17 protein-coding genes are annotated in these 18,122 nt (G+C 60.5%); 8 read left to right on the forward strand and 9 right to left on the reverse strand.

The window, feature by feature from the left end; genetic code table 11:
- Nucleotides 1-13 precede the first annotated feature (13 nt).
- Nucleotides 14-1,630 carry a GMC family oxidoreductase gene (locus tag PR017_RS16615; protein ID WP_111216024.1) on the forward strand — a complete coding sequence of 539 codons (1,617 nt, stop codon included), beginning with the start codon at nt 14-16 and terminating at the stop codon, nt 1,628-1,630.
- On the opposite strand, the gene PR017_RS16620 is transcribed toward PR017_RS16615, so the two are convergent.
- From PR017_RS16620 to PR017_RS16645, 6 genes are all read right to left on the reverse strand, one after another.
- Entirely contained in the window at nt 1,627-2,856 is a 1,230-nt protein-coding gene (locus tag PR017_RS16620) for an adenylate/guanylate cyclase domain-containing protein (protein WP_111216899.1), read from the reverse strand. The two genes, PR017_RS16615 and PR017_RS16620, sit on opposite strands and share 4 nt — an antisense overlap.
- Nucleotides 2,857-2,973: 117 nt before the next feature.
- A complete protein-coding gene (locus tag PR017_RS16625; RefSeq protein ID WP_111216025.1) occupies nt 2,974-4,344 on the reverse strand; it encodes an amidase in 1,371 nt (456 codons plus the stop codon).
- 65 nt (nt 4,345-4,409) lie between these two features.
- Nucleotides 4,410-5,213, reverse strand: a complete 804-nt coding sequence (locus PR017_RS16630; RefSeq protein ID WP_111216027.1) for an SHOCT domain-containing protein — start codon at nt 5,211-5,213, stop codon at nt 4,410-4,412.
- 13 nt (nt 5,214-5,226) lie between these two features.
- A complete protein-coding gene (locus PR017_RS16635) occupies nt 5,227-6,288 on the reverse strand; it encodes an LLM class flavin-dependent oxidoreductase (protein WP_111216029.1) in 1,062 nt (353 codons plus the stop codon).
- Between the two features lie 156 nt (nt 6,289-6,444).
- On the reverse strand, nt 6,445-7,008 hold the full coding sequence (locus PR017_RS16640) for an acyltransferase (RefSeq protein WP_111216030.1): 564 nt from the start codon (nt 7,006-7,008) through the stop codon (nt 6,445-6,447).
- 134 nt (nt 7,009-7,142) lie between these two features.
- Nucleotides 7,143-8,108 carry a fatty acid desaturase gene (locus PR017_RS16645; protein ID WP_240538820.1) on the reverse strand — a complete coding sequence of 322 codons (966 nt, stop codon included), beginning with the start codon at nt 8,106-8,108 and terminating at the stop codon, nt 7,143-7,145.
- A gap of 211 nt (nt 8,109-8,319) precedes the next feature.
- On the opposite strand from PR017_RS16645, the gene PR017_RS16650 reads away from it, so the two are divergent.
- From PR017_RS16650 to PR017_RS16680, 7 genes are all read left to right on the forward strand, one after another.
- Nucleotides 8,320-9,153 carry a helix-turn-helix domain-containing protein gene (locus PR017_RS16650; protein ID WP_111216903.1) on the forward strand — a complete coding sequence of 278 codons (834 nt, stop codon included), beginning with the start codon at nt 8,320-8,322 and terminating at the stop codon, nt 9,151-9,153.
- A 123-nt stretch (nt 9,154-9,276) separates the two neighbouring features.
- On the forward strand, nt 9,277-10,377 hold the full coding sequence (locus PR017_RS16655; protein ID WP_111216032.1) for an ROK family protein: 1,101 nt from the start codon (nt 9,277-9,279) through the stop codon (nt 10,375-10,377).
- Between the two features lie 72 nt (nt 10,378-10,449).
- Nucleotides 10,450-11,409 (forward strand): cation diffusion facilitator family transporter, encoded by a 960-nt coding sequence (locus tag PR017_RS16660; RefSeq protein ID WP_111216034.1) that lies wholly within the window; start codon nt 10,450-10,452, stop codon nt 11,407-11,409.
- Between the two features lie 320 nt (nt 11,410-11,729).
- Nucleotides 11,730-12,005, forward strand: coding sequence for a 30S ribosomal protein S21 (rpsU, locus tag PR017_RS16665; RefSeq protein ID WP_111216035.1), 276 nt, complete (start codon nt 11,730-11,732; stop codon nt 12,003-12,005).
- 335 nt (nt 12,006-12,340) lie between these two features.
- Nucleotides 12,341-12,481: a hypothetical protein gene (locus PR017_RS16670; protein WP_164498221.1), complete on the forward strand. Its 141-nt coding sequence runs from the start codon at nt 12,341-12,343 to the stop codon at nt 12,479-12,481.
- Nucleotides 12,482-12,759: 278 nt separating this feature from the next.
- On the forward strand, nt 12,760-13,371 hold the full coding sequence (locus tag PR017_RS16675) for an NAD(P)H-dependent oxidoreductase (protein WP_111216037.1): 612 nt from the start codon (nt 12,760-12,762) through the stop codon (nt 13,369-13,371).
- Nucleotides 13,368-15,287, forward strand: coding sequence for a monovalent cation:proton antiporter-2 (CPA2) family protein (locus PR017_RS16680; RefSeq protein WP_111216038.1), 1,920 nt, complete (start codon nt 13,368-13,370; stop codon nt 15,285-15,287). The genes PR017_RS16675 and PR017_RS16680 overlap by 4 nt, the downstream gene beginning before the upstream one ends.
- Nucleotides 15,288-15,300: 13 nt before the next feature.
- On the opposite strand, the gene PR017_RS16685 is transcribed toward PR017_RS16680, so the two are convergent.
- The 3 genes from PR017_RS16685 to PR017_RS16695 form a co-directional block, all read right to left on the reverse strand.
- Nucleotides 15,301-15,954 (reverse strand): methionine ABC transporter permease, encoded by a 654-nt coding sequence (locus PR017_RS16685; protein WP_111216040.1) that lies wholly within the window; start codon nt 15,952-15,954, stop codon nt 15,301-15,303.
- Nucleotides 15,935-17,014 (reverse strand): methionine ABC transporter ATP-binding protein, encoded by a 1,080-nt coding sequence (locus PR017_RS16690; RefSeq protein WP_111216041.1) that lies wholly within the window; start codon nt 17,012-17,014, stop codon nt 15,935-15,937. The genes PR017_RS16685 and PR017_RS16690 overlap by 20 nt, the downstream gene beginning before the upstream one ends.
- Nucleotides 17,015-17,096: 82 nt before the next feature.
- On the reverse strand, nt 17,097-17,945 hold the full coding sequence (locus PR017_RS16695; RefSeq protein ID WP_111216043.1) for a MetQ/NlpA family lipoprotein: 849 nt from the start codon (nt 17,943-17,945) through the stop codon (nt 17,097-17,099).
- Nucleotides 17,946-18,122: the final 177 nt, after the last annotated feature.

The following is an 18,122-nucleotide window of genomic DNA, read 5'->3' on the forward strand; positions in this document are numbered from 1 at the left end:
ATAGAGACAAACCATGATCTACGACTTCGTCATCGTCGGCGCGGGTTCGGCCGGCTGCATCCTCGCCAGTCGCCTCAGCGAAAACGGAAAATATAGCGTGCTGCTCATCGAGGCAGGCGGTAAGGATGATTCCTTCTGGTTCAAGATCCCCGTCGGCTACGCCAAGAGCTTCTACAATCCCGATGTCAACTGGATGTATTCGACGGAACCGGAGCCCGAACTGAATGGACGCCGGATCTATGTCCCGCGCGGCAAGGTGCAAGGCGGCTCCGGCTCGATCAACGCCATGATCTTCGTGCGTGGCGCTGCAGCCGATTTCGACGACTGGCAGGCGGCAGGCAATCCCGGCTGGGGCGCCAGCGACGTGCTCCCCTATTTCCGCAAGCTGGAAACCCACGCACAGGGGGCGTCCCGATGGCATGGAGGCGAAGGACCGATCCACGTCACGCCGATGCGCGGAATGACCCACGGGATCAGCGATGCCTTTCTCAAGGCCTGCGGCGAAGTGAATTTGCCCGCTAACCCGGATTTCAACGGCGCTTCGATCGAAGGCGCCGGTGTCTACGACATCAACACCCGCAACGGCCAGCGCTCCCACTCCAGCGCTGAATATCTGCGTCCCGCCCTGAGGCGACCGAACCTGACGATCGAGCGCCATGCCTTTGCCCAGCGGCTGCTCTTCGATGTCGATGGAAAGGTCGACGGCGTCGAAGTGCTACAGAAGGGTGTGCCTCGACGTTTCATGGCCAACCGGGAGGTGATCCTTGCGGCCGGCGCCATCGATAGCCCGAAGCTTTTGCAGATGTCGGGCGTTGGCGACGCCGCTTCCTTGACGCAACTCGGAATTCCGATGCGGCATCATCTGCCGGGGGTCGGAGCAAACCTGCAGGACCATCTCTGCGCCAGCTTCTACTATCGCGCCAACCGCCCGACGCTGAACGGTATCTTCGGCAGCAAATTCGGCCAGGCGGCACTCGGTCTGCGCTATGTTCTGACGCGCAAAGGCCCCTTCGCCATGAGCGTCAATCAGGCGGGCGGCTTCTTTCGTGGCAGTCCGCACGAGGAGAAGCCAAACATCCAGCTCTATTTCAATCCGCTTTCTTATCGGATTCCGGCCAATTCCAGGTCTGGGCTCATGCCGGAGCCCTACCCAGGCTTCTTGATCGCCTTCAATGCCTGCCGCCCCACCAGCCGGGGAAAGGTGCAGATCGCTTCCGACGATCCGTCCAGAGCGCCTCTGATCAAGCCGAACTACCTGTCGACGGAGCGCGACGTCGCCGAAGTCCTGCAGGGCAGCCGCCTTGTGCGTCGCATAGCCTCGGCGCCGTCATTTTCAGAGATCACCGACACGGAAGTCTCGCCTTCTGCTGCGGTCGAAAGCGATGCGGATCTGCTCGCCTATTTCCGCGCCAACAGCGGCTCGATCTATCATCCATGTGGCACTTGCGCGATGGGGCCGGATAGCGGCGGATCGGTGGTCGATGCGCGCCTGCGGGTGCACGGTCTCCGGGGCCTGCGGGTTGTCGATGCCTCGATTTTTCCGACGATCACCGCCGGCAACATCAATGCGCCGACGATGATGGTGGCGGAAAAAGGCGGCGCCATGATTCTTGAGGATATCCGAGGCTAGAAGCAGGCCGTCGAGAAGGCGAACACGTCGATGGGATCGCCCAGACCGCGCAGCGGATAGGAGCCGAGGTTCTCCAGCACGCCAGAGCAGCCGGCCATCTCCACGAAGGCGCGCGACAACAGGACCGGGCGTTTGATTTCCTTGGTCAGGCTTTCCAACCGCGAGGCAACGTTGACGGCCGGCCCGATGACGGTGAAATCGAGACGCCGTTTGGAGCCGATATTGCCATACATGACATCGCCGACATGGACGCCAATGCCGTAGCCGAGGGCTTCATAGCCGCGTGCCATATTGTGGACGTTGAGCGCCGTCATGGCGGATTGCGCTTCCGCAATAGCCCGCATGAGGTTGCGGCAGGCATCGGGGTTGCTCAGCGGAAAGATTGCCAGCAGCCCGTCACCCATGAATTTGAGGATTTCGCCACCAAACTTCTCGATAGGCTCTGACATGGCGTCGAAATAGCCGTTGAGCAGTTCTATGACATCGTCGCGGGGCCAGATATCGGAGAGTTTCGTGAAATCCCTGAGATCGCAGATCATGATCGCCGCACCGACGGTGACGCCGCTGCCCCGCGTTGTGGCACCCGCCAAGATTTGTTCGCTGGCATGCGGGCCGACATAGGTCTCGAGCAGCGTCCGCGCCAGGCGATTTTTCAGCCGGATTTCGCTCACCAGCGCCAGCACCGGTATAAGACCCTTCAGGACAGCGATGTCGGCCTCGCTGAAGCCGCCGGGCTCCTTGGTCGCAAAACTCGCGACGTGACGTTTCCCGTGGGTGTGGTCGATGGGCCAGGCCACGTACTCCGTATATCCCTCCAGCTTCAGATCGTCGTAGATCGGATGCCAGACGCCCTTGTCGTCCTTGCCTTCCAGCAGTTGGCGCGCCTGGTCGGCACCTTCATTGATGGCATACATCGGACTGCCCAGATATTGAGTGGTCAATTCGACGCCGTAGTCGAAAGTCCGGATTTCCGCTTCCGTCATGCCGGTCTGCCAGAGGATGCGGGCGCCCAGCCATTGCGGATTGCGGGTGCTGAAATGCAGCGTTGCGCGCGCCACCGGAACACCCTCCGCCACCAGCCGATCGCACATCTCGACGAAGATATTGTCGATATAAGGTTGCGTCCGCGTCTCCATAATCAGCCATTCGCATATTTTTCCATGCGCGGGCGAAGGGTGGTCGGCCGGCGAGTTCGGATCGAGGCCAGCGTTTTGCGGCGATGACATGGCGGCACTCCATTGGGTCATGGGCTTGAATGCCCACATGCAGCAAAGCCGCATCGATTTATTGTCCAGTGTGGGCTTTGCACATTCAATTGAAAAGCCGGCTGAGCGGAAGCGGCCTTAGCTTTCTTCGCGCACAAGGGCTTCTGCCGCAAGGCCGACGCCTAACAGGTGATCGTCTGCACGCGGCATGCCCGAGAGAAGCAGCCCCACAGGCATGCCGGCATCGCCCGTACCGCAGGGGATGGAAAGGCCGCAGCCATCCAGAAAATTGCCGATCAGCGTATTGCGCAACGTCTTGCCGTTCGTCTGAAAAAACAGATCGTCGTCGTTGAGAACAGATGCGATGGGTGGCGCAACATGCGGAAGCGTCGGGAAAACGAGGATATCCTTGGGTCCGACCAGAGCCGTCATTGCGGCAATCAGCCTTTCGCGGGCACTGAGCAGGTCGATATAGCCGGTCATGCTGATATTGGCACCGAGGCGGGCGCGCGCAACGACGCGGCGGTCCATCCGGTCGGCGTCGGGTCCCGCCAGTCGGTGACGGTGCAGTGCGAAGGCCTCCGCAGTGACCAGCGGGCCATGCTGCTGCTGCAGATCGAAAATCTCGGAAAAGATCGGGAAAGCCTGGCGCCTGACGACGGCGCCCGCCTTGACCAGCCGCGCCAGTGCGGCCTCGAACGCCGCCAGAACTCCATCCTCAATGCCGTCGAAGACGACTGTTTCCGGAACGATCAACACCAGCCCGTCGATCGACCCGCGCGTGATCGCGGGTGCTGTCAGACCGCGCATCGCTGCATCGATCCAGACTGCGTCCTGGACTGTGCGGCAGAGAGGGCCGAGCGAATCCAGGCTCGTTGCCAAGGGAAAGACGCCCTTCATCGAATAGCGCCCGCGTGTCGCCTTGTAGCCGACGATGCCGTTGAAAGCGGCCGGAATACGGATGGAGCCGCCAGTGTCGGTGCCTATCGCAACGGGCACGAGCCCTGCTGCGACAGCCACTGCGGAACCGGATGACGAACCTCCGGGCAGCCGCGGAACGTCTCTCGATGCAGGGTTGTAGGGAGTGCCGTAATGCGGATTGATGCCGAGGCCGGAAAAGGCAAACTCGCTCATGTTGACGCGGCCGACACTGACCATACCGGCTGCGGCAAGTGCCGTGACGACATCGGCGTCATTATTCTCGGGGGAAGCATCTTTCAACACGACTGAGCCAGCTGTGGTTGCAAGGCCTTCGACGGCAAACAGATCCTTCCAGGCAATAGGTACGCCGTCGAGCAGGCCGAGCGAGCGACCTTCGCGGATGCGACGCGAGGCGGCGGCGGCCTCTGCCTTGGCCCGGGCCTCGCTCAGGCTGACAAAGATCGCCTGGTCCGGATAGGTGCGGATCGCATCGAATGTCTGCTCGACGAGTGCCTGCGGGTCAAGCACGCCGGATTGCAGCAGCGCTGATAACTGGGACACGGATTTTCCGGCAATGGCATCGCTCATGATCTAACTCCAGTCTGTGCTCGCCGAATGGGGGGCAAATTGCAGCTGTCAAACTAGAGGGCTTTTCACAGGCGGTCGAGCAGTTCGCTTTTCTTGGCGTGGAATTCCTCGTCACCCAGAATGCCTTTGGCATGAAGCGCTGCAAGGCGCTCGATCTTGGTGAAAATGTCGTGCTCCGGAGAACCCGAAGGCGCATCGCCGGGTTGCTGCGGGGCCGGATCGGCTGACGGTGCTGGTTCAGAAGCCGATTTCGAGACGCCTGCTTCAATCTCTCCGCCCGCGTGGACTTCCTGTAGTTCCTTGACGCTCACGAGCCCGTGTTGGGAGGTAAACGAAAGGGACTGGTCGTGGCCCTGCTGCTGGGAAAAGCCGGTAATCCGGTGATCGCCGGTGTCGTAGATCGTCACCTGACCGTCCTTGCGGATCGCAAGCCGGTTGGTTGCGGGAAAGATTGCGTAACGCATATCGTTCTGCGACCCGGTCGAGCCGGCGGCGCCAAGCCCATCAGGCCACCAGTGTCCGACGCCCGCCGACGACTGATTGCCTGCGTGGCCCGGGTGTGTCTGGCCCTGTTGCGAAACGTGCGCGACGTCGGGTTGTTGAAGCCTGCCGTCACGGCTGAGTTCGGCAAGGTCGCGGCAGACATCGGCCACTTGGGCCTTGAGGCTGTTGTTGAACATGTCGCCGATCATCGTCATGCCACCCGCAGACCATTGCCCCATGCCGCCGAGTTCCGGATGGTTGAACTGTGCCTGATAGCCTCCGCCAGACACAACTGCAGCCAACAGATGGTCGGCTGCGCCTCGGCTGATGCCATGGCGCCCGGCAATGTCGGTCAGAGCGCGGTTTCCCTCTTCGGTCAGCTTCATCGACACGCGTCTCCTAAAGCGATGCTGCGGAGGCGTATCTCTGCTCGCGAAAAGCGCCGGCGCTGCCGCTGCCAGCGAGCGGCTCGGCAGCCAGACCCTTGCCGGCATCGGCAATTATCTCGTAGGAGCGCAGGCGCGCCTTATGGTCGAAGACATCCGAGACGATCATCAGTTCCTCCGCACCGGTCTCGGCCACCAGCTTCTGGAGGCCCGCGCGGACGGTTTCGGGAGAGCCGACGATCGACCTGCATAGCATCTGCATAGCCTGCGCTTTCTCCCTCGGCGACCAGTAGGTCTCGATATCGTCGATCGGCGGTTGGCTGAGACCACGCGTTCCGCGAAACATGTTTGTGAACGACATCTGTTGCGTTGTTGCCAGACGCTTTGCCTCGGCATCCGTCTCGGCACCGATGATGTTCACGCCCACCATGGCATGCGGCGTTGCAAGCTGTTCCGATGGTTTGAAGCGGGTGCGATAGATCTGCAGGGCCTGCATCAGCATGTCAGGTGCAAAATGCGATGCGAAGGCATAGGGAAGGCCGAATTCTGCAGCGAGCATCGCGCCGAAATTGCTTGAGCCGAGAATCCACAGCGGAACGTTGGTGCCCGCCGCCGGTACCGCCTGTATCCGCTGGTTATCACCGGCTGGCGCAAGAAAGGCTTGTAGCTCGAGCACATCCTGCGGGAAGTTTTCGGACGCTTCGTTGGTGCGTCGCAAGGCGCGCAGTGTCATCTGGTCAGTGCCGGGTGCGCGCCCGAGGCCGAGGTCGATGCGGCCTGGAAACAGCCGGGCAAGCGTGCCGAATTGTTCGGCGATGACGTAGGGCGAGTGATTGGGAAGCATGATGCCCCCGGCGCCGACCCGGATGGTCTTGCTGCCAGCAGCGATATGGCCAACTACGACGGACGTGGCCGCACTGGCGATACCGATCATGTTGTGGTGCTCGGCAACCCAGAAGCGCTGATAGCCCCAGATCTCGGCATGCGCTGCGAGATCGCGCGCGTTGTCGAGAGCCCCGCGGGCATCTGTGTCCTCGGTGACGCGGACAAGATCGAGAATGGACAAGGCGGTCATGGCGCTGCTCCTGGTTTGAGACGCAATCCGGCGATCGTTAGCTGATCGCAAGGCAGGCTTGCTATATCACATATGGAGGCGACACGGGCTCGAGACAAGGCGCCGGATTTAGGCAATTGGCCACGCATCGTAAAATTTAGTCGGCGGAGTTGTGGCTTACTTGCGGCTGATGAGAGAGACGTTTTGTGCCGGTCGTTCGCCGCCCCGCATCTTCAATAGCTTGGCCGGAACGCCGCCGTAGACGCCAAATGGCAATGTCTTGCCTTTGACCACTGCATTGGCGCCGATCACGCAACCCTTGGCGATATGAGCTCCGGCGAGAATCTTGGCGCCCGCGCCGATCCATACGTCGTCTTCGATGATGACGGCCTTGTTGGTATTGCCTTGCGTCCTGATCGGTCGCGTCGGATCGTCGAAATTATGCTCGAAAGATGTAATCAGCACCTGCGCGGCAATTCTCACATCATGGCCGATATGCACTCCACCATGGCCAAGAACGATTGTGTAGTCGTTAAAGGAGACATTGTTGCCGATCTCGATGCTGCCGTGCTGGGCATCGAGGATCACTCCGTCCCTGATAGCACTATGGGTGCCGACTGAAACCGCACCGTGTTTCCAAATAATTTTCGCAGTCCATGGCAACCGGATGTCAGCCGCCAGAAAAAGCGAACCGCGCGAGAACAGCGCCTTGAGCCTGTAGAAGAATGCCAAATTGCGCATGCGAAACCCTCTAAACTTCCCGACAGGTTTGCACTAGGGCAAGATTATGTCGGCCTTTCGGCTCGGGGGTTTCCGAAGGTTGACCACGGAGCGTGCGGTGCAGATGGTGATAGGGTTGGCGGTGCGCAAGCCTGCTATGGGATCGAGAGGCTGGGATCGGCCGCAGTTACGCTTGGCCAAGTGGCAAGCGAACGTCGCTGTTCGGCGGATGCAAGCGAGGAAGACCCGTTCGGCGTATTAACGAGGTGTGCCGTGGGATGCAGCACAGGCTCCTTGCGCCTGACGCCGAAGGCTTTCAGCACCTCAAGGTAGCTGGAATACACATAGCCGTCGTTCATCTGCCGCCATTCCTCGCGCCGTTCGCGGTAGAGGCTCGGCAATCTATACCATGCCGCAGTTGGCTGCTTATGGTGCACCAGATGCAGGTTATTGTTGAGGAACAGCAGTCCGAGAACGGATTTTTCGATGATCACGGTCCGGCCGTCCGGATGTTCCGACCACTGGTGCTCGCAAAAGGAGCGGATGGCGAGGATCGACAGCGAGGCGTAGGCCAGCAGCCCATAGAGCCAAAGCGGCATGCCGAACCGGAAATGAACGATCATCAGAACCGGTACCAGGCCTGCCAGATGCAGCACCCAGGCGAGACGCTGCGCCCTGCTGCCTGCCGAGAGGAGTTTGATTTCCGTCAGAGCAAAGCCGATCACCCCGATCGCCGGTCCGATCAGCACTCTGCCAAGCAGGGCATTGTTGGCATGGAGCATGCTCTTCAGCCAGGTGGGAAACCGTTTCCACTCAGTCATCCCCCGATAATAGCTCTCCGGATCGTCGTAGGGGTCCGTCAGTCGCTCGTCTGCATGGTGTCGCAGGTGCAGGTTCTTGTAGCGCCTGAAGGGATAGAACATCGCGATCGGAAGGAAAACCAGGGCCTCGTTGATCCGCGCATTGCGCGTCGGGTGACCGTGAAGTGCTTCATGCTGAAGTGACGAATGAAATGTCGCCATGACGGGAATAATGAGGACCGCTATCCACGGAAATGACTGGTACATCATGCCAGCAGCAAACCATATGAGGTAGCAGCCTGCAATCATGCCGAGTGTCAACCACTCGATCCTAAGTCGCCGGTTTCGCCGCTTTGAACGTTCACCAGTTCTCAATTTTATGATCATGCCCTTGATCTCGCTGCGATTCGTTGCCCCCGTATCAGCTTCCGCGAAAGTTGCATTTTGTGCAATGCGATAATGGTGACGATCCGTTGACATTGCGCACGGAATTGCCATTATGGTGATAATTGTCACCAAACGGAACGATATGATGGACAAACGCAAGCTGGCAGTCCTGTTTCAGCAGCGTCTCCGGTTGCTTTTCGACCGCTCTCGCGAGAGCCAATCCGCGTTCGCGGACAATGTCGGCATCGACCGGTCGGCGTTGTCGCAGTTGCTGTCGGGAAAGACCGCCCGGCTCCCACGGGTGGAAACACTTCTGAGCATCGCCGAGCGCCATCAGGTTTCGCTGGACTGGCTGCTCGGCATCTCGCAGGATGAAGGCCTGGTGGGTGCGCTTCTGCCGAGCCTCGAAATCGAGACCAGCGACGACGAAGGGGCGGGGCTCCTGATTAAATGGCATGCCGAGGCCACTGGCTCGAAAATCCGCTATGTGCCAGCTCGCATTCCCGATCTCCTGCGCACGCCCGAAGTTATCGCCTACGAGGCGTCGGAGGCGCACCAGAGCGCCGCGACGCAGGTGGCGGGAACGGCGTTCCGGCTGGATTACAATCGCGAGCCCGGCACCGACATGGAGTCCTGCATGCCGCTCCAGACGCTGGAGGCTTTTGCCGCTGGGCAAGGCATCTGGCAGGGGCTTCCGAAGGCTGCGCGTCAGGGGCAATTGCTGCACATGGCAGGCCTCATCGACGACCTCTATCCGTCATTCCGTCTTTTCCTGTTCGACGGTCGGGCCCGATTTTCGGTTCCCTACACAGTCTTCGGCTCGCTGCGGGCAGCGGTATTCGTCGGGCGGATGTATCTCGTCCTGCACAATGTCGATTCGGTCCGCATGATGCAGCGGCATTTTGACGATCTTGTCCGCGACACCAGGATCCATGCCCATGAAGTTGCCGCCTATATCCGCCTGCTAAAGGTGGTCTGAGCGAGTGCGTCGCGGCACCGGAGTGGGCAGGAACATCCGCGTCTCTCTTGCGTTGTCCTCGCTCTGGTCGGACGGGTCTCTGCGGTTGTATGGAGCCGATGTCTGACCCCGGATTGGAGCCCCATGGAAAAGAAGCAGAACGACGCGAGCCGCGACAACGCAACCCTGATCACCCACGGGTCGGCAAGCCTGCCCTCGGTAACAATCGACGACTATAATCTCGAGCTGCGCGACAAGAACGGCTTTATCGGCGACCGGGCGAGCAAGTCCGCCTTCCAGGCAAAGCTCGACGACTGGCGCCAGCGCATCCGTAACGGTGGGGATGACCCCCTCGGCGATGTCGCGACGAAAGACATGTCGAAGAAGCAGATCGACGCATTGCTGACCGGAGATAATAAGGAAGCGGCTGCGCTGGTCATGGGCGCCGTCGAGGACTTTGCCGGCGAACTGGGCCATGTGCTCGGGAAGTTCTTGAAGCAAGATAGCTGGAAGGGTACCGAGCGCATCGTCGTCGGCGGCGGACTTAAGGAGAGCGGCTTCGGCGAACTGGCGATTGCCCGCGCCATGGTCCTGCTGAAGAGCGAGGGTTTCAAGGTCGAGCTCACGCCGATCGCCCATCACCCTGACGAAGCTGGTCTGATAGGCGCTGCGCACCTGATGCCGGGATGGATGCTCGAAGGCTATGATGCGATCCTCGCGGTCGATATCGGCGGCACCAATATCCGGGCCGGTATCGTGGAAATGCGTCTCAAGGAGCACCCGGACCTATCCAGGGCCAGTGTCTGGAAATTTGATCTCTGGAGGCACGCCGACGAGGCGCCGAAGCGCAGTGCCACTGTGGAGAGGTTGGCCGGCATGCTGGAAAGCCTGATCAGGAAAGCTGAAAAAGCCAAGCTGACCCTGGCGCCCGTGATCGGCATCGCGTGCCCGGGGGTTATCGAAAGCGACGGCTCCATTGCTCGTGGGGGACAAAACCTCCCCGGCGGCAACTGGGAAAGCGAAAAATTCAATCTTGGCGAAGCCCTGACCAAGGCTATCCCGCAGATCGGCAGCCACGATACTCTGGTGGTCATCCACAACGACGCCGTCGTGCAGGGACTCTCCCAAACGCCTTTCATGCAGAATACAAAAAAATGGGGCGTGGTGACCATTGGCACAGGGCTCGGAAACGCGCGCTTCACCAACAAGGCACCGAAGGAAAATTCTGACAAAAGCAAGACTTGACGTTAGAGAGACGCCAGGGAACCACCACAACGTAGCACCATTTCTCGAAATTGGCTTAGAGAGACATCCTCGATGGCGCATGACAATCATCACCACGACCACTCCCATGATCACGCGCACGACAGCCACTCTCACGCATCCGGCCTCGGCCACAGCCATGCACCGGCAAACTTCGGCAAGGCATTTGCAGTCGGCGTCGGACTGAATATCGCCTTCGTGCTGGTCGAGGTTATCTACGGCATCGCCAGCAATTCCGTGTCGCTGCTGGCCGATGCCGGCCACAATCTTTCCGATGCGCTCGGGCTCGGCGTCGCCTGGGCTGCGGTTATCCTTGCCAAGCGCAGTCCAACCCAACGTTTCACATTCGGGCTCGGCGGCAGCTCCATCCTTGCCGCACTTTTCAACGCTGTCTTCCTGCTGGTTGTGGTCGGTGGTCTCAGCTGGGAGGCGATCGGACGCATATTCGAGCCGCAGCCGGTCGCCGGAAAGACGGTGATGATCGTCGCCGCCTGCGGCATCGCGATTAACGGCTTCTGCGCCTGGTTGTTCTCCTCCGGGGGAGGCGATCTGAATGTCCGTGGGGCCTTCATGCATATGGCAGCGGATGCACTTGTGTCGCTCGGCGTCGTGATCGGCGGACTGCTGATCCTCCTGACCGGCTGGCACTGGATAGACCCTGTCATGAGCGTGGCGATCAATGTCGTCATTATCGTCGGCACCTGGAGCCTGCTTACCGGATCGATCACCATGACATTGAATGCCGTGCCCGCGGGTATCGACATGGTCGAGGTCCGGACATTCCTCGGCACGCTGCCCGGCGTCGCTTCGGTACACGACCTGCATGTCTGGTCGTTGAGCACGACCGACACGGCGCTCACCTGTCATCTCGTCACGCCTGCCGGCCATCCCGGCGACGAGGTGCTTGAAGAGGCGGCCCGGGGGCTGCAGCGTCGCTTCGGCATTGGCCACGCGACGTTCCAGCCCGAACTTGACCGTTGCTCCCTTGAAAACACGCCGCATCAGCACATTTAAACGCGCCTGAAGGTTGCCATGACCGTCCCATCAAATGGCCTCGATTGGCGGATTAATGCAAAAAATCGACGTCGCCGCTTTTTTCTATGGCGAAAACGCCATGATATGATAGGACGCCGTTGGCAAAGCGATCGCGTCAGTATATGACGCGTCGTCGCCGACCTTTACATTCAAAGGGCCGGCCGAGAATTGCGACAGCGCAGCGGCCTTGCGAAATCGGGAATATTTCCTTTCGCATGTCGATCTGCTGCCGAATGCGAATAAACAAGCGCAGGTCACGCGCCAGCAGCGACCGCGAATGTCAACAAAAGGATAGAAGTTTGCAAGTTCTAGTTAGAGACAACAACGTCGATCAGGCCCTCCGCGTCCTCAAGAAGAGAATGCAGCGCGAAGGTCTCTTCCGGGAAATCAAGGCCCGCATGGCTTACGAAAAGCCATCGGAAAAGCGCGCTCGCGAAAAGGCTGAAGGTATCGCCCGTCACCGCAAGCTCGCCCGCAAGAAGCTGCAGCGCGAAGGCCTGATCCCAGGTCCTAAGAAGGCTGTCTACACACGCGGCGGCGAAGCCGGCGCCGGCGCTGGCGCCAACAAGGCTTAATCGCCTGACGATTGGATTTCGGCCCGAGGGAACGGCATGCACTCCTGTGCGGCTATTCCTCGAGCAGGAATCCGGTCACTGACGTCCTTCTTCCTTTTGCATATAAAATTGAGACGCTTGTCGTGCGCGCGACAAGCGTTTTTCTGCGTTTCGCTTGCCTTCGCTGCTATGAGATAGTACGTCTTTTCCATGGAGGAGGCGCCTCGGACAAGTGGTGTTGCTGTCGAAAAATCACCATCGGCCTCGGCCGCGTGAGCGATCGCAGTGTCAGAGGTTTTCGACCCGCCAGACTATCTTTCCGATAGGTCACCCAGGCACAACAGACGGAGATGACGATGGCTAAAGGTCAGATGAAGAGCAACCGCGAAACCCGCAAGCCCAAGAAGGACAAGGCGGACGTCAAGTCGGCCACGCTTATCGGCTCGCAGGTCAAGCAGGCGGAAAGCAGCCTGAAGCTCGGCAAGAAAGACAAGTAAATCCCGACAATACGAAGTCAAGATACAGCGTCGGCCTGCGATCCGTGAGATAGGCAGGCCGCAGCCACGCTGATAGCAAACCCGATATACTGCCGGACTTCACGGCTCCCTCTCACTGATCCTGTATTGTCGCAAGATAATCTGGGACACCGGCTATCAGCACTGGAAAATCTCCGGTTCGTGGCCCAAAGTCGCGCATCGCGAAGCCTGCTCCCAGGCATCCCCTGGCTTATTGGCAGGGCAACGCTCCCTTTCTCGCACTTGCCCACCGAGGTTCCATGGTCCGCGTGCTCGTCCTGTTTGCTCATCCCGGCCAGCGCCATTCGAAGATCAACGTCGCAATGGCGAAGACCGCGCGGTCCATTGAAGGCATCACCTTCGTAGATCTCTATGCTGAATACCCAACCTTCAATATCGATATAGACCTGGAACAGACGCGGCTGCTGGAGCATGATGTTCTGGTTCTGCAGTTCCCGATCTACTGGTATTCGACGCCGTCTCTTCTGAAGGAATGGCAGGATCTGGTGCTGGAATACGGTTTTGCCTATGGGCACGACGGAGATCGACTGAAGGGCAAGCGCTTCATGGTGGCCGCAACGGCCGGCGGGGATGAGCAAGCCTATCATCCGCAGGGACGCAATCATTTCGGCTTCCGCACTCTCCTGTCTCCACTCGAGCAGACGGCGAACCTTTGCCAGATGGAGTTCGTCGCACCCTTTGTGCTGTTTTCGGCGGGTAAAGGTGCTTCTGGCGGGCGAGGGGTGCAACACGTGGCGGACTACCGCGCGTTGCTGGAATCGCTGCGCGACGATCGGTTCGACTACGAGGCGGCGCGCCATGTCGATGTGCTGCACCATGATACTCTTCCCATTCGAGGTGGCGCGCAATGAGCGGATTTGTCTTCCAGGCTTTCGTCTATCTTCTCGCCGCCGTCGTTTCGGTGCTGGTCGCCAAGCGCCTCGGCCTCGGTTCGGTGCTGGGTTACCTCATTGCTGGTGTGCTCATCGGCCCGGTCTTTCACCTGATTGGCAACGAGACGAAGGATCTGCAGCATTTTGCGGAGTTCGGCGTCGTCATGATGTTGTTCCTTGTCGGGCTCGAGCTGCAGCCGCGCGCGCTCTGGGAAATGCGGGCAAAGCTGGTCGGCCTCGGCGGTCTTCAGGTTGTCGGCACTGCGGCGATCGTCACAGCGATTGGCATGGCGTTTGGTCAGGTGTGGAGCGTAGCACTCACTGTGGGCTTGATTTTCTCCCTTTCGTCGACCGCAATCGTATTGCAGACGCTCGGGGAAAAGGGCCTTCTGAAATCTGACGGTGGCCAGGCAAGCTTTTCCGTCCTGCTGTTCCAGGATATCGCCGTCATCCCGATGCTGGCATTCATTCCGCTACTGGCCCTGCCGGAACTCAGTCATCATGCGCAGGAAGTGGCTGCAGCCTCCGGCAACCATGAAAGCGTCAGTCTGCTCGCCGGACTCCCGGCATGGCAGGTGGCGATCATCACCTTGGCCGCCGTTGCCTTTGTCGTCGTCGCCGGCCACTACCTTTCTCGGCCCATCTTCAGGATCATCGCCGCCGCAAAGCTGCGCGAGATTTTCACGGCGGCAGCCTTGCTGCTGGTCATCGCCATTGCCCTGTTGATGTCTGTCGTCGGCCTGTCGCCGGCGCTCGGCACCTTCCTGGCCGGCGTGGTGCTGGCCAACAGCGAATTCCGGCACGAGCTGGAGAGCGACATCGAGCCCTTCAAGGGCCTGCTGCTCGGCCTTTTCTTCATCACCGTCGGGGCCAGTATCGATTTTGCGTTGCTATGGGCACACCTCGGCGTCGTCCTGGGCCTGACGGTGGCGCTGATGGCAGTCAAGGTCGGCGTGCTCTATGGCCTGGCGCAGTCCTTCAAGCTGCGCGGCTCCGACAAATGGCTGTTCGCGCTCGGCTTGGCGCAGGCGGGCGAGTTCGGCTTCGTCCTCCTGTCCTTCACCGTACAGAATGCCGTTCTTCCACCGGATGTCGCTGCGGTCCTGCTGCTGGTGGTCGCCCTGTCCATGATGCTGACACCGGCCCTCTTCATCATGCTCGATAAGGTCATCCTGCCACGCTACAACAGGCAGCAGGCGGAAGAAGCTGACGAGATCACCGAGCCGGGTTCGGTCATCATTGCCGGCGTCGGGCGTTTTGGCCAGATCATCAATCGGCTGCTGCTGGCCAATGGCTACAAGACCGTGGTTCTCGACCACCGGGCCGATGTCGTCGAAGGCGTGCGCAAGTTCGGTGTGCGGTCGTTTTTCGGAGATGCCGGGCGTCCGGATCTGCTGCACGCAGCAGGTCTGTCGAGCGCCAAGCTGCTGATCGTCGCGATCGACGATGTCGAGCGGACCATAGAGATCGTCAAGCATGCGCGCCGGGAAAATCCGCAGCTGCACATCATTGCCCGCGCCTTCGACCGTGGACACGTCTACCGTCTCTACCAGGCCGGTGCGAACGACATTGTGCGGGAAATGTTCGACAGTTCGGTGCGGGCCGGCGGTTACGCCCTGTCGGCGCTCGGCATGCACGCCTACGAAGTCGAGAAGAGCAAGGCTGTCTTCGTCAAGCAGGACCGATGGGGCCTTCGCCAGCTGGCGCCCCTGTGGAGAGAGGATATCGAGGTCTTCAACAACCCCGAATACATCGCCCGGTCAAAGGAGATCGGCGAAATCCTCGATGCCGCCATGCTCGGCGACCGAAGCGCCCTGCACGACAGGACGGAGCGCGGCTGGATGCCGCCCGGCGCGCGTGCGCGGCCGGACGAAGAAGGTTCACCCGCCGCCTAGCGACGCGCTGATCTCAGCGGTGGTCGAGTTTGGCGACCAGCCGGTCGCCGAACCACTGCATGGCGCAGACGATGACGATCAGCACGGCAACCACGGCGACCATCACACTGGTCTCGAACCGCTGGTAGCCGTAGCGGATGGCAAGGTCTCCAAGCCCGCCGGCACCGATCGCACCGGCCATGGCCGACGCGCCGATCAGCGTAACCAGCGTCACCGTGAAGCCAGCAACCAGGCCCGGCATCGCTTCCGGCACCAGCACCTCGCGGACGATTGTCCAGCGGTTTCCGCCCATCGCCCGCACGGCGTCGATCAGTCCGTGATCGACCTCGCGTAGCGATACTTCCGCAATGCGTGCGTAATACGGGATAGCCGCGATGGCGAGCGGCACGATGGCAGCCGTCGTTCCGAGCGCCGTACCGACGATCAGCCGTGTCAGAGGTATCAATGCCACCAGCAGGATAATGAAAGGCACGGACCGGAAGCCGTTGATGATGGCGCCGAGAATGCTGTTGATCCAGCGATGTTCGGCGATGCCGCCTTTCCCCGTCGTCACCAGCGCCAGCCCGAGCGGCAGGCCGACGATGAGGGAAATCAGCCCCGAGGCGACAGTCATGACTATCGTCTCCCAGATGGAGCGGCCGAGCAGTTCAAGCATGATCGGTGTCATAGCCAAGCACCTCCACCCGCGCCGAGCGGGCTTTTAGAAATTGTTGCACGTCGCCGGCCAGCGCCGGATTTTCGGTTGGCACGGCAATGAAGAACCGTGCCACCGGCTGGTTCTGGATATGGTCTATCCCGCCATGCACCAGCCGGTAGGAGTTCGGCAGTGCCGTCGACAGGTCGTTGAAGACGGCTCCCTGCGCTGCGGGTCCGGCAACATCGACGCTGATGATCGCTTCCGTCCCCGATGTCGGAGAAAGGCGCTGCAGGATATGATCCGGCAGCTGCGGGCGAATGCCTTCGAGCAGGCTCTGGGTGATCGGCTGCTGCGGATCCGAGAAGACAGACCAGACACGGCCCTCCTCGACGATCCGGCCGGCATCGATGACGGCCACGCGGTCGGCAACTGAGCGGACGACCTCCATCTCGTGAGTGACCAGCAGGATTGTCAGGCCGAGCTTCTGATTGATGTCCTTGAGCAGCGCCAGTATGGCCCGCGTGGTTTCCGGATCGAGCGCCGAGGTGGCCTCGTCGGAGAGAAGCAGTGCCGGTCGTGCTGCCAGCGCCCGGGCGATCCCGACCCGCTGCTTCTGGCCGCCGGAGAGCTCCGAGGGATAGGCCTTCGCCTTGTCTGCCAGGCCGACGAGATCCAGAAGTTCACCGGCGCGCTTCAGACGCTCCCCCCTGCCGATGCCTTCGATCTTCAGCGGCAGTGCGACGTTTTCCTCGACGGTCTTTGCAGAAAGCAGGTTGAAATGCTGGAAGATCATGCCGATCCGCCGGCGCATCGGCTGCAGATCCTGCTCCGCCAGTCCGGTGATGTCGCGGCCTTCGATCTCGATCCCTCCGCTGTCGGCTCGCTCCAGTCCATTGAGGCAACGGATGAGCGTCGATTTGCCGGCGCCGCTGCGACCGATGATGCCGAGGATCTCTCCGCGATGGACGGTGAGCGAAATGCCGTCCAGCGCCGGCGTGGTGCCAAAGCGACGGGCGACGTCTGTCAGCCGGACAACCTCCTCTGTGGTTGCTAGCGACTGCGCCTCAGCCGCGGTCGGAATATCGTTCATTGTCTTTTCCTTCATGCCTTCACGTCAAGGCGGCCCGGAATGATCCGGGCCGCCTTGGTCGATAGCTGATGTCGCGCAGATATCAATAGGCGCTGATGCCGGTGCCCTTGTAGACCTTGTCGAACTCGGCCTTGACGTCAGGGTTCTGGTAGGATGCGACCAGCGTCTTCACCCATTCCTGGTTCTCGTTGCCCTGCTTGACGGCGATGAAATTGCGGTAGGGGTTGTCGGAGACAGGCTCCTGGGTAATGCGGTCATCGGCCGACAGGCCGCTCTTCAGCGCCCAGTCGGTATTAACGACAGCCGCATCTAGATCGTCGATCGAGCGGCCGACGATGCCGGCATCGAGCTCCTTGATCTCGATTTTCTTGGGGTTCTCGGACACGTCGGCGACGGTTGCCAGAATCCCGGTGCCGTCCTTGAGCTTGATCAGGCCGGCGGTCTGCAGCACGCGCAGGGCGCGGCCCTCGTTCGACGGATCGTTCGGCACGCCGATCACGGCGCCATTCGGTATCTCGCCGACCGACTTGTATTTCTTGGTGTAGAGACCGATCGGCCAGACGCCGGTAAAGCCGACGCGGACGATGTGGTAGCCGTGCGTCTTGATCTGGTTGTCGAGGTAGGGCTGGTGCTGGAAGGCATTGGCATCGATCTCGCCACGCTCCAGCGCCTCGTTCGGCTGGGTGTAGTCGTTAAAGGCTACCGTCTCGATCTTCAGGCCCTTCTTGGCTGCCTCGGCGGTCACCACACGCCAGACGTCCTCGTCCTCGCCACTCATGATACCGACCTTGATCGACTTGTCTGCAGCCAGGCTCGACTGCGGCAAGGCCGCAAAGCCAATGATGGCTGCCGCCGACGCGATCATCGCGGCAAGGCCAGCGCGACGCGACAGGCTGGAGGTCAAAAGATTGAATTTGAATGTCTTGGTCATTGTTTCGTCCCGTCAAAATCGCGGGGCTTTCCGCCCCTTCACGCGGAGACAATCGCAAATGGGAGATCCCTATGCCAAGCACGATCATCTGTTGTTGGCGCAAGGACAGGAAAACCTGTGTTGCCGTTGAGCGATCGACGCCGCATTTATTTCAGCGCTACCACCACCACCACCGCC

The organism is Rhizobium tumorigenes (assembly GCF_003240565.2).
Lineage (GTDB): Bacteria > Pseudomonadota > Alphaproteobacteria > Rhizobiales > Rhizobiaceae > Rhizobium > Rhizobium tumorigenes.